This is a genomic window from Limnohabitans sp. (assembly GCF_046052825.1).
GTDB lineage: Bacteria > Pseudomonadota > Gammaproteobacteria > Burkholderiales > Burkholderiaceae_C > Limnohabitans.
Genome location: NZ_JAVLFP010000004.1, coordinates 1 through 14,001 on the forward strand (window position 1 = coordinate 1; position 14,001 = coordinate 14,001).

The 14,001-nt window shown below is 58.5% G+C and carries 11 protein-coding genes and 1 other RNA gene; 11 read left to right on the top strand and 1 reads right to left on the bottom strand.

Annotation, left to right across the window (positions count from 1 at the left end; translation table 11 throughout):
* The 11 genes from ACKWJN_RS00505 to ACKWJN_RS00555 form a co-directional block, all read left to right on the top strand.
* Window positions 1-1,487 (top strand): (2Fe-2S)-binding protein (locus ACKWJN_RS00505; RefSeq protein ID WP_408593504.1); only part of this gene is annotated, 1,487 nt, incomplete at its 5' end.
* Window positions 1,488-1,501: 14 nt separating this feature from the next.
* Window positions 1,502-1,840, top strand: a complete 339-nt coding sequence (gene nirD, locus ACKWJN_RS00510) for a nitrite reductase small subunit NirD (RefSeq protein ID WP_408593506.1) — start codon at window positions 1,502-1,504, stop codon at window positions 1,838-1,840.
* 2 nt (window positions 1,841-1,842) lie between these two features.
* The gene (locus ACKWJN_RS00515) at window positions 1,843-4,656 is read left to right on the top strand and encodes a molybdopterin-dependent oxidoreductase (RefSeq protein WP_408593508.1); all 2,814 of its coding nucleotides are present in this window, start codon (window positions 1,843-1,845) and stop codon (window positions 4,654-4,656) included.
* A gap of 34 nt (window positions 4,657-4,690) precedes the next feature.
* Window positions 4,691-5,596, top strand: a complete 906-nt coding sequence (gene ybiB, locus ACKWJN_RS00520; protein WP_408593509.1) for a DNA-binding protein YbiB — start codon at window positions 4,691-4,693, stop codon at window positions 5,594-5,596.
* A 37-nt stretch (window positions 5,597-5,633) separates the two neighbouring features.
* Window positions 5,634-6,431, top strand: a complete 798-nt coding sequence (gene cobA, locus ACKWJN_RS00525; RefSeq protein ID WP_408593510.1) for a uroporphyrinogen-III C-methyltransferase — start codon at window positions 5,634-5,636, stop codon at window positions 6,429-6,431.
* A 35-nt stretch (window positions 6,432-6,466) separates the two neighbouring features.
* On the top strand, window positions 6,467-7,714 hold the full coding sequence (locus ACKWJN_RS00530) for an NAD(P)/FAD-dependent oxidoreductase (protein WP_408593512.1): 1,248 nt from the start codon (window positions 6,467-6,469) through the stop codon (window positions 7,712-7,714).
* Window positions 7,715-7,840: 126 nt separating this feature from the next.
* Complete coding sequence (gene rpsU / locus ACKWJN_RS00535; protein WP_007833691.1) at window positions 7,841-8,053, top strand: 30S ribosomal protein S21; 213 nt, start codon at window positions 7,841-7,843, stop codon at window positions 8,051-8,053.
* Window positions 8,054-8,157: 104 nt separating this feature from the next.
* Entirely contained in the window at window positions 8,158-8,604 is a 447-nt protein-coding gene (locus tag ACKWJN_RS00540; RefSeq protein WP_408593519.1) for a GatB/YqeY domain-containing protein, read from the top strand.
* A gap of 285 nt (window positions 8,605-8,889) precedes the next feature.
* Entirely contained in the window at window positions 8,890-10,167 is a 1,278-nt protein-coding gene (locus ACKWJN_RS00545) for a TolC family protein (RefSeq protein ID WP_408593521.1), read from the top strand.
* Complete coding sequence (locus tag ACKWJN_RS00550; protein ID WP_408593523.1) at window positions 10,164-12,305, top strand: ATP-binding cassette domain-containing protein; 2,142 nt, start codon at window positions 10,164-10,166, stop codon at window positions 12,303-12,305. Before ACKWJN_RS00545 ends, ACKWJN_RS00550 begins: the two co-directional genes overlap by 4 nt.
* Window positions 12,306-12,307: 2 nt before the next feature.
* Window positions 12,308-13,564 carry an HlyD family efflux transporter periplasmic adaptor subunit gene (locus tag ACKWJN_RS00555; RefSeq protein ID WP_408593525.1) on the top strand — a complete coding sequence of 419 codons (1,257 nt, stop codon included), beginning with the start codon at window positions 12,308-12,310 and terminating at the stop codon, window positions 13,562-13,564.
* 46 nt (window positions 13,565-13,610) lie between these two features.
* On the opposite strand, the gene ssrA is transcribed toward ACKWJN_RS00555, so the two are convergent.
* Window positions 13,611-14,000: a transfer-messenger RNA gene (ssrA, locus tag ACKWJN_RS00560) on the bottom strand.
* Between the last annotated feature and the right edge of the window lies 1 nt (window position 14,001).

Genomic DNA, 14,001 nt, shown 5'->3' on the forward strand with positions numbered 1-14,001 from the left:
AGCTCAAAGTCACCGGCATTGACCTGTTCAGCGCGGGCGACTTCATGGGCAGCACCGATGGCAGCACCGAAGAAATTGTGCTGAGCGACCCGCACGACGGGGTCTACAAAAAACTGGTGATTCGCAACGACCAACTCATCGGCGCTTGCTTGTACGGCGACACAGTGGACGGCAGCTGGTATTTCAAGTTGTTGCGCGATGGCCGCAGCGTGGCCGACATCCGCGAGAAGCTGATGTTTGGCGAATCCAACATCGGCGATGTGGGCCACGCAGGCCACAACAAAGCCGCCGCCATGCCCGACGACGCCGAGGTGTGTGGCTGCAATGGTGTGAAGAAAGGCACCATCTGCAAAGCGATTCAAGAACAGGGTTTGTTCACACTCGATGAGGTGCGCAAGCACACCAAGGCCAGCGCGTCGTGCGGCTCATGCACGGGCTTGGTGGAACAAATCTTGATGTTCACCGCCGGTGGCGACTACTCGGCCACGCCGAAGAAAAAAGCCGTGTGCAGCTGCACCGACCACAGCCACCAAGACGTGCGCGACGCCATCCGGGACCACAAGCTCTTGACCAACGACGCGGTGTTCAAGTTCTTAGAGTGGCGCACGCCCACCGGGTGTGGCACCTGCCGCCCGGCCATCAACTACTACCGTTTGAGCAGCTGGCCCAAAGAAGCGGTGGACGATCCACAAAGCCGCTTCATCAACGAGCGCAGCCACGCCAACATCCAAAAAGATGGCACTTACAGCGTGATTCCGCGCATGTGGGGAGGAGAGACCACTGCCGACGAGTTGCGCCGCATTGCCGATGTGGTGGACAAGTACAAGATTCCCACGGTCAAAGTCACTGGTGGGCAACGCATCGACTTGCTGGGTGTGAAAAAAGAAGACTTGGTGAACGTCTGGAAAGACATTGGCATGCCCAGTGGCCATGCTTATGCCAAAGCCTTGCGCACCGTGAAAACCTGCGTCGGCAGCGAGTGGTGTCGCATGGGCACGCAAGACAGCACCCAAATGGGCAAAGATCTGGAGCGCGCCATGTGGCGCATGTATGCACCGCACAAGGTCAAGTTCGCGGTCTCGGGTTGTCCGCGCAACTGCGCCGAAGCGGGCATCAAGGATGTGGGCATCATCGGTGTGGAGAGCGGCTGGGAGATGTACATCGCAGGCAACGGCGGCATCAAAACCGAGGTGGCGCATTTCTTCACCAAGGTCAAAACCGCCGCCGAAGTGCTGGAGTACACCGGTGCCTTCATGCAGCTCTACCGCGAAGAAGGCTGGTACCTGGAGCGCACCGTGCACTACGTCAACCGCGTGGGCTTGGACTATGTGAAGCAAAAAATCTTGGACGACCACGCAGGCCGCCAAGCCCTGTGGGCCCGCTTGCAATTTTCCCTGGAAGGCGAACCCGACCCCTGGTTCGAACACGCCAAAGCCCAGGTGGACACGCGCCAGTTTGTGCCCATCGTTCCCCAGATCACCGCTTGAATCGGAGCCACACCATGAGCGATTGGCAAGTCATTTGCAAAGTCGAAGACATTCCTGTGCTGGGCGCCCGCCGCGTGCAGCGCGCACAAGGCTGCGAGGTGGCGGTGTTTCGCAACGCCGAAGATCAGGTGTTCGCCCTGCTCGACCGCTGCCCCCACAAAGGCGGTCCTTTGAGCCAAGGCATTGTGTATGGCACGACCGTGGCCTGCCCGTTGCACAACTGGCAAATTGGTTTGACAGACGGCTGTGCCCAAGCGCCTGACGAGGGCTGTGCGCAACGCTTTGCGGTGCAGGTAGCCCACGGCGAAGTGGCCCTCAACCGTGCAGAGCTGGCCAGCTTGGCCCTGGACTGAGCATGAAAGAAACCCGCTCCACCTGCCCCTACTGTGGCGTGGGCTGCGGCGTCATCATCGAGTCGTCGGGCGCACGCATCACGGGCGTGCGCGGCGACCCCGAGCATCCTGCCAATTTGGGCCGCCTGTGCAGCAAGGGTTCGACCCTGCACCTGAGCGCCAGCCCGTTGGCAGCCGCCCAAACCCGCTTGCTGCAACCCCAACGCCGTTTGGTGCGTGGCGGCCAACTGCTGCCCATGTCGTGGGACACCTCGTTGCAATGGGCCAGCCAAAGTTTGGCCCACATTGTGCGCAACCACGGCCCTGAAGCGGTGGGGTTTTATGTGTCGGGCCAGCTGTTGACCGAAGACTATTACGTGTTCAACAAGCTGGTCAAAGGTTTGCTGGGCAGCAACAACATCGACACCAATTCCCGCCTGTGCATGAGCAGCGCGGTGGCGGGTTACAAGCTCACCCTGGGTGCCGACGCGCCACCGGCTTGCTATGACGATGTGATGCAGGCAGACTGCTTGTTCATTGCCGGCAGCAACGCGGCCTATGCCCACCCGATTTTGTTTCGCCGCATCGAAGAAGCGCGTGCGAACAACCCGCGTCTCAAAATCATCGTGGCCGACCCGCGCCGCACCGACACGGCCAGCAGCGCCGACCTGCACCTGCCCTTGCAGCCCGGCACCGATGTGGCGCTGTTCCATGGCCTGCTGCACATCATGCTGCGCGAAGCTTGGGTAGACACGGCCTACATCAGCGCCCACACCGAAGGCTTTGTGGCCCTCCAGGACTTGGTGCGCGACTTCACCCCCGAGCGCGTGAGCCAACTCTGCGGTCTGCCCATGGCAGACTTGCTGCAAGCTGCGCGCTGGTTTGCCACCGCCCAAGCCACGCTCAGCCTGTATTGCCAAGGTCTGAACCAGTCCAGCAGTGGCACCGCCAAAAACGCCTCGCTGATCAACCTGCACTTGGCCACGGGGCAGATCGGCAAACCCGGTGCCGGACCCTTCTCGCTCACGGGCCAGCCCAACGCCATGGGGGGGCGCGAGGTGGGCGGCTTGGCCAATTTGCTCAGCGCCCACCGCGACCTGGCCAACCCCACGCACCGCGCCGAAGTGGCCGCGCTGTGGGGCATTGACGCGGTGCCCGCCCAACCCGGCAAGACGGCGGTCGAGATGTTTGAAGCCGCCGCCGACGGCGAGATCAAAGCCTTGTGGATTGCTTGCACCAACCCTGCCCAATCCATGCCGGACCAACACACGGTGCGTCGTGCCTTGGAGCGTGCCGAGTTTGTGGTGGTGCAAGAGGCCTTTGCCACCGCCGAGACCTGTGACTTTGCCGACTTGCTGCTGCCAGCCACCACCTGGGGCGAGAAAGAAGGCACGGTCACCAACAGCGAGCGGCGCATCACGCGTGTACGCGCCGCCGTGCCGCCGCCCGGTCTGGCCCGCCATGACTGGCAGATCGTGGTCGATCTGGCGCAGCGTTTGGCCCAAGAACCCGGCGTGGGCGAAGGCCGCAAAGGCTTGCACATGGACTACACATCACCCGAAGCCATCTGGTTGGAGCACCGCGAATCGACCCGGGGACGGGACCTGGACATCACGGGCCTGAGCTACGCCCAGCTGGAAGCAGCCCCCCAGCAGTGGCCCATGCCTGAGGGTGCTGTGCAAGGCCAAGCCCGCCTGTACCAAGACGGGGTGTTTTCCACACCCAATGGCAAGGCCCGCTTTGCGGCCATTGACTACGTGCCCACAGCCGAAGCGCGTGAATCGCGCTTTCCGTTTTCACTCAACACCGGGCGCCTGCGCGACCAGTGGCACGGCATGACGCGCACGAGCGTCGTGGGTAAATTGTTTGGCCATGTGCCAGAGCCCTCGGTGCAGCTGCACCCGGACGACATGGCGCGCTTGGAGTTGTCCAACGGCACCTTGGTCCACGTCACCAGCAAACGCGGCTCCATCGTGGTTCCCGCCCTGGCCAGCCCCGACCTAGGGCCGCAGCAAGCCTTCATCGCCATGCACTGGGGCCCCGCTTTTTTGGGCGGACGTGACCACCAGAACAAACCACTGGCGGGTGTGAACGCCATCACCACCTCGGCCTACTGCCCCACCTCCAAGCAACCCGAACTCAAACACGCCGCCGTCAAGGTGCTCAAAGCCGAATTACCTTGGACGCTGCTGGCCGTGGCTTGGCTGCCTGAAGACAGCGCACACACGGTGCTGCAAGCCCTGCGTGCGCGCATGGCCCAGTTTGAATTTGCCAGCTGTGTGCCCTTTGCAGAAAGCGGCCTCACCGACACGCCGCGCCAAGGCGTGCTGCTGCGTGCGGCGTGCAGCGAGCCGCCGGATATGGCGGTGGTACAAGACATCGAGCAACAACTGGGCTTGAGCGAAGACAACAGCTTGCGCTATGTCGACGCCAAGCGCAGCCAACTGCGTTGCATGCGCTTGCATGCCGGGCCCGACACCACCCTGGATGCTTTTGTGATTGCAGGCGACACCTCGGCCGAAGCTTGGCTCAAAGCCTTGTTGCAAACCCAGCAATCGGCCAAAGCCTATGGCCGTCGCTTGCTGATGACGGGCCACACGCCCCCGGTGGCGTTGACCAGCGTGGGCACCACGGTGTGCACCTGCGTGGGTGTGCGCGATCTGGCGATTCAAGCCCAGCTTGCACACAGCGCGCAGCAAGACGAGAACATCTGCCTGTCAGACCTACAAGGCACGCTGAAATGCGGCACCCAGTGCGGCTCGTGCGTGCCTGAGCTGCGACGCATGATTCGCCAGCATCTGGCGCCGGAGGCGGCCATACCGTCATTGGCCTTATAGCGCCAAGTTATCTGTGCTGCGGGACAATACAAGCATGGCAATTGCTCACTACCTCAAAGTCATTGGCCGCGGTCGCGACGGCGCACGCGCCATCGACCGCACGCAAGCTGCCGACTTGATGGGCCAGGTGCTCGATGGCAGCGTGAGCGACTTGGAAATCGGCGCTTTCTGCTTGGCCATGCGCATCAAGGGCGAAACGCCCGACGAGATGGCGGGTTTCTTAGACGCCGTCCAAGCACGTTTGAACCTTGTTCACGCACATGCCGACACACGCGTGGTGGTGCTGCCCACCTACAACGGCGCACGCAAGCTGCCGGTGCTCACGCCTTTGTTGGCTGCCTTGTTGGCACGTGAGGGCTTGGCCGTGGTGGTGCATGGCTGTGCCACCGAGTCAGCCCGCGTCACCACCCAAGAGGTGCTGACCGCCATGGGCCAAGCGCCTCTCCACGAAGTACGCACTGTGCAGGCGGGCGAGCAGGTGTTTGTGCCGACCGAGGTGTTGTGCCCAGGTCTCCAACGCTTGCTGGATGTGCGCCGGGTGGTGGGTTTGCGCAACCCGGCACACAGCTTGGTCAAGCTGATGAACCCCATGGCAGGCGACGCCTTGCTGGTGGGCAGCTACACGCACCCTGAATACGCTGTGTCCATGGCCAACACTTGGGCACTCACAGGTGCGCGCGCCCTGCTGCTGCGCGGCACCGAAGGCGAGGTGGTGGCTGACGCACGCCGTCAGCCACAGATTGATGCCTTCGCCCATGGCGTGCGCCAAACCTTGGTGGAAGCGCAAACCGGCTCATTGGCGCAATTGCCCGACCTGCCCACACTGACCGACGCCGCCACCACGGCACGCTACATCCAGTCCGTGCTCGACGGTCAATTGCCTGTGCCCGCCCCGATTGCACGTCAAGTGCAAGCTGCGTTGCAGGCCTTGGCGCTTTGACCCACCAGACAACCCGCTCATTCACCGATCCATCCCCATGACCTTGTCTCGCCCTACACCCATACCTCACGTCACCCTGGTGGGTGCAGGCCCTGGCGACCCAGAACTGCTCACCCTCAAAGCCGTCAAAGCGATTGCTGCCGCCACCGTGTTGCTGGTGGACGACTTGGTGAGTGACGCCGTGCTGGCCTACGCCGCGCCCACCGCCCGCATCGTGCACGTGGGCAAGCGCGGAGGTTGCCGCTCCACACCCCAAGCCTTCATTGAAAAGCTGATGTTGCAAGAAGCCAAAGCGGGTGAAAACGTGGTGCGCCTCAAAGGTGGCGACCCCTTCATCTTTGGCCGTGGCGGTGAAGAACTCGAACATTTACAAGCACAAGGGGTGGGCGTGACGGTGGTCAATGGCATCACCGCCGGTTTGGCGGGCGTCACCTCCTTGGGGGTGTCGCTCACCCACCGTGAGCACGCGCACGGGGTGCTCTTTATCACGGGGCATACCAAAAAAGACGACGCCAATGGTGTCGACTGGGTGGGCTTGGCCCACACGGCGGCACAAGCCAAGTTGACCTTGGTGATTTACATGGGCATGAGCGGTGCGGCGCAGTTACAAGACGCCCTGTTGCAGGGCCTGGATGCGCACACCCCTGTGGCGGTGGTGCAGCATGTGAGCTTGCCCACACAACGTCACGTGGTGTGCACCTTGGGCCACTTGCATGACACCGTGGTGCGCGAAGGCATGGGCAGCCCCTCGGTGATCGTGGTGGGCGATGTCTTCAAGGGCATGCTGGAGATGCAAGCCACGCAGGCCGAGACACCTTTGCAAGCATCACGCTAAAGGGCCACATACACCGCCCCCACTAAACTCACCCCATGAATTCGTTTGATGTGGTGATTGTTGGTGCCGGTGCTGCCGGTTTGTTTTGTGCAGGCGTGGCGGCTCAACAAGGTTTGCAGGTGCTGGTGTTGGACCACAGCGACAAAGTGGCCGAAAAGATCCGTATCTCGGGCGGCGGACGCAGCAACTTCACCAACCGCGAACTCGATGTGCGGGCCCCGCACAAGCACTTTTTGGGCGACAACCCCCAGTTTTGCCGCAGCGCGCTGTCGCGCTACACCCCACAAGACTTCATTGCGCTGGTGCAGCGCCACCAAATTCCTTTTCACGAAAAGCACAAAGGTCAGTTGTTTTGTGACCGCTCGGCGGAAGACCTGATTCAGATGCTGCTGCGCGAGTGTGAGGCAGGGGCACAAGGCGGACATGTGACACGCTGGCAGCCTTGTGGCTTGAAAGCGGTGCGCTTCAACGCCACTGCACCCACGGCTTTGCGTTACGAGGTTGACACCGACCAAGGCACCGTGTGCACAGCCTCGGTGGTGGTGGCGACGGGTGGCTTGTCGATTCCAAAGATTGGCGCAACTGATTTGGGTTACCGACTGGCCCAGCAGTTTGGCCTGCGTTTGGTGACGCCCCGCCCTGGCCTGGTCCCTATGACATTTGATGGTGCCGCTTGGGCACCCTATGCGCAGCTGTCGGGTTTGTCGCTGCCCGTGCGCATCGAAACAGGATCAAAGAAGAACTTGCAAGGCTTTGATGAAGACCTGCTGTTCACCCACCGGGGTCTGTCGGGTCCGGCCGTCCTGCAAATTTCGAGCTACTGGCACGCGGGCGGCGATATCCGGGTGAATTTGGCGCCTGAGATCGATTTGCCTGAGCAACTGATGCAGGCCAAGCAATATTCCAAGAAGCTCATTGCCAACGCCTTGGCTGCTTGGGTACCCACACGACTGGCCGATGCCTGGGCCAGCCAAGACCCCGCTTGGCAACGCCCGGTGATGGAAGCCAGCGACAAAGCCTTGGTGCAACTGGCACAACGCCTGGGCAGTTGGCCCCTCACCCCCACCGGGACCGAGGGCTACAAAAAGGCCGAAGTGACCGTGGGTGGCGTGGACACGCGCGATCTGTCGCAACAAACCCTGGAGTCCAAGCAACCCGGGCTGTATTTCATTGGCGAAGTGGTGGACATCACCGGATGGCTGGGGGGCTACAACTTTCAGTGGGCCTGGGCCAGCGCCCATGCCTGTGGTCGGGCTTTGGGGGCGGCGTTAAAGCCGCTATAATCCTCGTCTTTGCTGGCAAACCCCCAACGGCCTGATCAACTTTGTGTTGGGGAACCCCGCAGACATGGCTCATGAGCACGATCTTCTTATGAACCCGCTGGCTGCAATATTTGGAAATATTTGGTAATGACCACCATCCGTGTAAAAGAAAACGAACCGTTTGACGTCGCACTGCGTCGCTTCAAGCGCACCATTGAAAAACTCGGTCTGTTGACCGACTTGCGCGCACGCGAGTTTTACGAGAAGCCCACCGCTGAACGTAAACGTAAAAAAGCAGCTGCCGTGAAACGCCACTACAAACGTGTGCGCAGCATGCAGTTGCCGAAGAAGCTGTACTGATCAGCCTCTTCCCTGAAGCAGGCCCTTGGGGCTCAATTCAGACAACTCGCTTGGGGACGCTCAAGCGGGTTTTTTTTCGTCAACCCTTTTCAACTGGAATTGCCATGAGCCTCAAAGAACAAATCACCGAAGACATGAAAACGGCCATGCGTGCCAAAGACAGCGCGCGCTTAGGCACCATTCGGCTCCTGATGGCTGCCATGAAACAAAAAGAGGTAGATGAACGGATCGAATTGGACGATGTGGCCGTGATTGCCATCGTCGACAAACTGATCAAGCAGCGCAAGGACTCTGTGGCCGCGTACCTGAGTGCCAACCGCCAAGACTTGGCGGATGTCGAGTCGGCTGAAATGAAGGTGTTGGAGGTTTACTTGCCCCAGCGCTTGAGCGCTGAAGAAATCACCGCAGCTGTGCAAGCCATCGTGGCGCAAGTCGGTGCAACAGGCCCGGGAGACATGGGCAAAGTCATGGGTGCCGTCAAAGCACAGCTGGCCGGCAAAGCAGACATGGGCTGGGTGTCGGCGGCGGTCAAACAAGCACTGAATCCCTGAATGGCTGTTTATGCAGCGCCCCCATTTCTACTTGGGGGCGCTAAAGAGCACCCTCACTTGAAATTAAATGAATATTTATTAGCTCATTAAGTTGAAATAAATTACAATAAGTGGTCTTTTTGATGATTTCAAAGGCCTACTTGTGAAAAACACCAAATCACCATCAATTTCATGCTTTATTGATAAATTTATAAATTTAACCAGTGAAATAACAATATCAAATATTGTTCTTCATGTGGCAAGATCAGGGCTCGCATCTGTTTTGACCCTGGCCCAGCAGTCCACATGACGTATTCCATCCGCAAATTCTTGCCGTGCCTGGGACTGGTATTTTTTGTCGGCCTGGCTCAAGCCAAATCGCCGGGGGCAGACCTCGCTGACTTGCTGTTCGCCACCGTCCAAGGCAACCCAACGCTCAAAGCCGCTTGGTTAGAGGTCGTGGCCAGCGGGCAGGACCTTGAAGTCTCAGAACGTGGCCGCTGGCCCGTGGTGTCCGCTGTCATGGAGTCTCGAACTGGCACCGTCAGCAGCACCCCCACTCGGTCACTGCGCGCGCAACAGCCTCTCTGGGATGGAGGGCGCATCGAGTCACAAATCTCAGAATCCGAGTCACAGAAAAAAGTCAGCACGTACAAGTATTACCAGCAGCAGCAGCAGGTTTTTTTAGGGGTTGTGAACGCCTGGCAAAGCGTGATGACTGCCAAAGAAAGAATGCTGGCGGCAGAGAGAGCCTTGTCACAACTCAAAGAATTCCAATCGCAAATGTTGCGTCGCGTAGAAGCCCAAGCGTCCCCGCGCATTGACCTCGAATTGGTCGATGCTCGGGTGTTTCAGACCGAAGTTGAATACAGCTCCGCCCAAACCTTGTTCGCCAGTGGCGTCAGCCGCTTAGAGCAAATCACTGGCCTGCAAGGCCTCAAGCAACCGGGCAGGTTGGCTTTTGATTTTTACAACGCGTCATGGGCCACCGTGATGCTCAAAGACATCCAGTCACAAGACTTCTCCTTTTTGGTGTCCAAAGACAATGCGGTGCTCAGGACCCAGGCGGAGGTTGAATTGGCTCGCGCACGCTACAACACCAAAGACACGGAAAAATGGCCACAACTTTTTGTGCGCGTCGACCAACCCGTTGGCAAGGCCGTGAGTTACACCGATACACGCATGAGTACATTTTTGGGCTTGCAATACACGCCCAACGCGGGTTTTTCAAACCTGTTGCAAGCGCAAGCTTTGCTGACCCGTGTGGAAAGCTCGCAGCAAGTGGTTGAAACCACGCAACGTGAAGTGCAAGAGGCGTTTGAAAACGACCGAGAAGACATCTTGTCCGCCAGACAAAAAGTGACTTCATTGGAACGAGCGGTTTCGGGCTCCAACGCCGTGCGGGAGTCGTATGAACGCCAGTTCCAAGGCGGAAGAAAGTCATGGCTCGATTTGCTCAATGCGGTCCGCGAACTGACCCAAAACGAATACGCCCTGGGCGATGCCAAAACAGGTTTGATGGGGTCTGTTTACAAATACCAAGTCCGCGCCGGTATCCCTCTGACCAAAGGCTCCACAGAATGACAGAACTCCATGAATTGGCTTGGGCCATCCAGCAACTGGCGCGACTCAGAGGTGAGAATCTCGACCTGCTCAAGCTCAACACGTGCCTGTCTGACTTGAACCCCCGATGGCCAGCTCGCCAACTGTTGACGCAAGTCTGTCTGAGCTTGGAAGCAGAACTCGCACCAGAACGCGTCACGCCCGAAGCCGTTGACTTGCCGTTTCTGTTCCACGACCCAGCACACGGCTGGGGCGTGGTACTTAACCAAACGGCATCTGGCCAGTGGCTGGTGCGCAATGACACCGAGCAATTCACAGTCGCCCATGAAGCCATCACCACAGGCGGTTTTGCTGTGAAATTCCAGTGCGAACAAACGTGGAATGGGCAGTCTGCACACAGCGAGTCCATACTTCCCCAAGGTTTCACCCACTTTGCCATCAGCACCATCAAACTCTACAAAGCCGAGTTGATTGAGTCGTCACTGGCGTCGTTCTTCATTGGCTTGCTGGCCTTCACCACGTCGATGTTTTCGATGCAGGTGTACGACCGTGTGATCCCCACACGCAGCGAATACACCTTGGTGATTTTGAGCTTGGGGGTGATGTTGTCCATTGTGTTTGAGCTGGCCATGAAATATGCACGCTCCAAGCTGATGGACTTTGTGGTGGTGGGCGTGGACAACCGTCTGTCGCGTGAAATTTTTCACCGCCTGTTGCAACTTCGCGTCGATCAACTCCCCCCCTCGGTGGGAAGTCTGGCAGGCCAGCTGCGCGGCTACGAGCAGCTGCGGGGTTTTTACACCAGCTCGACGATGTTCACCTTGATTGACTTGCCCTTTGGCCTTGTTTTTCTTTTGGGGATGATGGCAGTTGGCAGCGTGTGGGTCGCTCTGGTTCCATTCACTTTTGGCTTGCTCGGTATTGTGATTGGGCTGAGCGCTCGCCAAAAGATCAACCAATTCTCGACCGAAAGTGCCATCTACTCCAACGCCAAAACAGGTCTCTTGGTCGAAGCTGTAGAGGGCGTGGAAACCATCAAAGCCGGATCGGGTGGTTGGAAATTTTTAGCACGCTGGATTTCGGTCAACAGCCACACCATCAAGAGCGACTCGCAGATGAGAAGCTTCATAGAGGGCATTTCCTATCTCTCCGCCATGATCCAGCAACTCAGCTACGCAGGCTTGATCATCGTGGGCTCGGTGCTGGTGATGCAAGGCAGCATGACCATGGGCGCGCTGATTGCCTGCTCCATTTTGAGTGGGCGGGTGTTGGCTCCCATCATGGCACTGCCCGGTTTGCTGGTCCAACAAGGCCAGGCGATGGCGGCGCTCAAAGGCATCGAAGCCATCTACCAACTCAAAACCGACAACCATGGTGTGTCTCGCTCTCTGGTGCCAGACCATGTGCGCGGGCACTTCAAAGTGACGGCGACCAAGTTTTCCTACCCCGGTAACCCCCCCGCCTTGACTGTGGCCAATCTGAACATTCCAGCCGGAGAAAACGTCGCCATTCTGGGGCCTATTGGGGCGGGCAAATCCACCTTGCTGCGTTTGCTGAGCGGTTTGTATGTGCCGCAAGAGGGGCAGGTACTGCTCGACGGCTTGGATTTGTCACACATCAGTCGACAAGTCATCAGCCAGCACGTGGGCTACTTGCAGCAAGATCACCGCTTGTTCCAAGGCACCTTGCGTGAAAACTTATTGATCGGCATGCCCGATCCCGGGGACCACGTGATCCAACAAGCCATGGAGCGCACGGGCATGAACCAGTTCGTGTCTGCACACCCCAAAGGCTTGGACCGCCCCATCATGGAAGGTGGCAAAGGACTCAGCGGTGGACAGCGACAACTGCTGGCCTTCACCCGCCTGATTTTGTGCGACCCCGAAATTTTGTTGCTCGACGAACCCACGGCCAGCATGGACGATGAGCAAGAACGTCGCTGCATTCAAGTCATGCAAGAGATGGTGAATGCAGGAAAAATGTTGATCGTGGTCACCCACAAGCCCAACATCTTGCCGCTGGTCTCGCGGATCATCATCGTTGCAGGACACACCATTGCCATGGATGGCCCCCGCGATTCTGTATTGCAACGCCTGTCTCAATCGGCCACCACAGAAACAGCCGCCGCCCCAGCGCCAGCTTTCGGTACAGCGAGTTGACCATGTCACATCCAGAATATCCTTCGAGTGCAACGCAAGCCCAGCTCTTGAGCACACACCCAGAGGTGTTGTCCACGCAAGACCCCAAAGCCCTGTCTGGCAGGCGGTATGACGCCCCTCCCCCTCGCGGTGCGCGGACAACATTGCGAGTGATGTTTGTCGGCTTGCTGGCCTTGCTCATTTGGGCAGCAGTTGGCAAGCTGGACCAAGTGACACGCGCCCAAGCCCAGGTGGTTGCAGAAGCCAGAACACAGGTCATTCAGTCCCCCGATGGCGGCGTGCTGACCGAGTTGCATGTCAAAGAGGGAGACAAAGTGAAGGCAGGCCAAACACTGGCCACGTTGCAAAAAGAACGCGCCGAAGCAGCTGTCTCTGAAACCAAAGCCAAAGTAGCGGCTTTGCGCATCACCTTGGTTCGGCTTCAGGCCGAGGTCTATGGGCGTCCGTTGACATTTGACAGCGACTTGCGGACCTATCCCGAGTACATCAGCAACCAAACCGACTTGTATAAAAAAAGGCAGCAAGCCTTTCACGAAGACATCAATGCACTCACAAAAATATTGGATCTCAGCGAGAGTGAACTCAAAATCAATTTGAAGCTCGAAGCCAGCGGCGACGTCAGCAAAACCGAGGTCTTGCGTTTAGAACGCTCCGTGGCCGACGTACGCGCTCAACTGGCGAGCAAAAAGAACAAATACCTGCAAGACGCGCAGGCCGAGATGACCAAGGCCCAAGAAGACCTCAGCACCCAAACTGAGTTGCTCAGAGACCGCAACCAATTGCTCGAACACACCGTGCTCACCGCGCCGGTCGATGGTGTGGTCAACAACATCCGCATCAACACACTGGGTGGCGTGGTGCGCCAAGGAGAAACGGTGATGGAGTTGCTCCCCTGGAGCCAAGAGTTGATCGTTGAAGCCAAAGTCACCCCTGTCGACATTGCGTTTGTCTTGGTGGGACAAGAGGCGAACATCAAAGTCGACGCCTATGACTCGTCCATCTTTGGCTCGGTCAAAGGCACCGTGGACTACATCAGCTCGGACGTCTTGAGCGAAGACACGCGACAGGGCCCATTCCTTTTTTACAGGGTACGCATTCGCCCCGAGTCCTTGCAGTTGCAAACCGAGAAAGCCCGCAACATCCACCTCAAGCCCGGTATGACCGCTTCCGTTGACATCAAAGCCAACGAACGTTCTGTCTTGAGTTATCTGGTCAAACCCCTGAGCAAGGCCTTCAGCCAATCCATGGGCGAGCGCTGACCCGGTTCAAAGAAAGGGGGACAGAAAAAAATCTGTCCCCCATGTATGGTGGAGCTGGCGGGATTTGAACCCGCGTCCATCCGTCTTTTTCGTACAGTTCTACATGTGTAGTCGTCTGATTTGAGTCTCATCAAGTACATCGCGCAGCGACACGCTATGTACCCAACCAGCATCCTTAGATCTCGCACAACACCAAGGTGCCCGGTGTCATGCCAGCCAATATGAGTTACCTTGCAGCTAGGACTTGAGGGGTTTTAACGCCCCCTTCACCCTAACCCAGCCTATCGGCCAACTGTTGCAAGGCTCACCGGATTAAGCGGCGAGTGCGAAACGTTCGTCGTTTGCAGTTAGTTTTTTTTCTGCTGTTTTACGAGGTAACAGAACCTCGACATGCCCTGCCACGCGTCCGAACCGATGTCGAAACCAGTGCAGCCCCA

Coding starts and splice junctions, on each gene's coding strand:
- nirD (WP_408593506.1), top strand. CDS start 1,502: ATGAGCGATTGGCAAGTCATTTGCAAAGTCGAAGACATTCCTGTGCTG.
- ACKWJN_RS00515 (WP_408593508.1), top strand. CDS start 1,843: ATGAAAGAAACCCGCTCCACCTGCCCCTACTGTGGCGTGGGCTGCGGC.
- ybiB (WP_408593509.1), top strand. CDS start 4,691: ATGGCAATTGCTCACTACCTCAAAGTCATTGGCCGCGGTCGCGACGGC.
- cobA (WP_408593510.1), top strand. CDS start 5,634: ATGACCTTGTCTCGCCCTACACCCATACCTCACGTCACCCTGGTGGGT.
- ACKWJN_RS00530 (WP_408593512.1), top strand. CDS start 6,467: ATGAATTCGTTTGATGTGGTGATTGTTGGTGCCGGTGCTGCCGGTTTG.
- rpsU (WP_007833691.1), top strand. CDS start 7,841: ATGACCACCATCCGTGTAAAAGAAAACGAACCGTTTGACGTCGCACTG.
- ACKWJN_RS00540 (WP_408593519.1), top strand. CDS start 8,158: ATGAGCCTCAAAGAACAAATCACCGAAGACATGAAAACGGCCATGCGT.
- ACKWJN_RS00545 (WP_408593521.1), top strand. CDS start 8,890: ATGACGTATTCCATCCGCAAATTCTTGCCGTGCCTGGGACTGGTATTT.
- ACKWJN_RS00550 (WP_408593523.1), top strand. CDS start 10,164: ATGACAGAACTCCATGAATTGGCTTGGGCCATCCAGCAACTGGCGCGA.
- ACKWJN_RS00555 (WP_408593525.1), top strand. CDS start 12,308: ATGTCACATCCAGAATATCCTTCGAGTGCAACGCAAGCCCAGCTCTTG.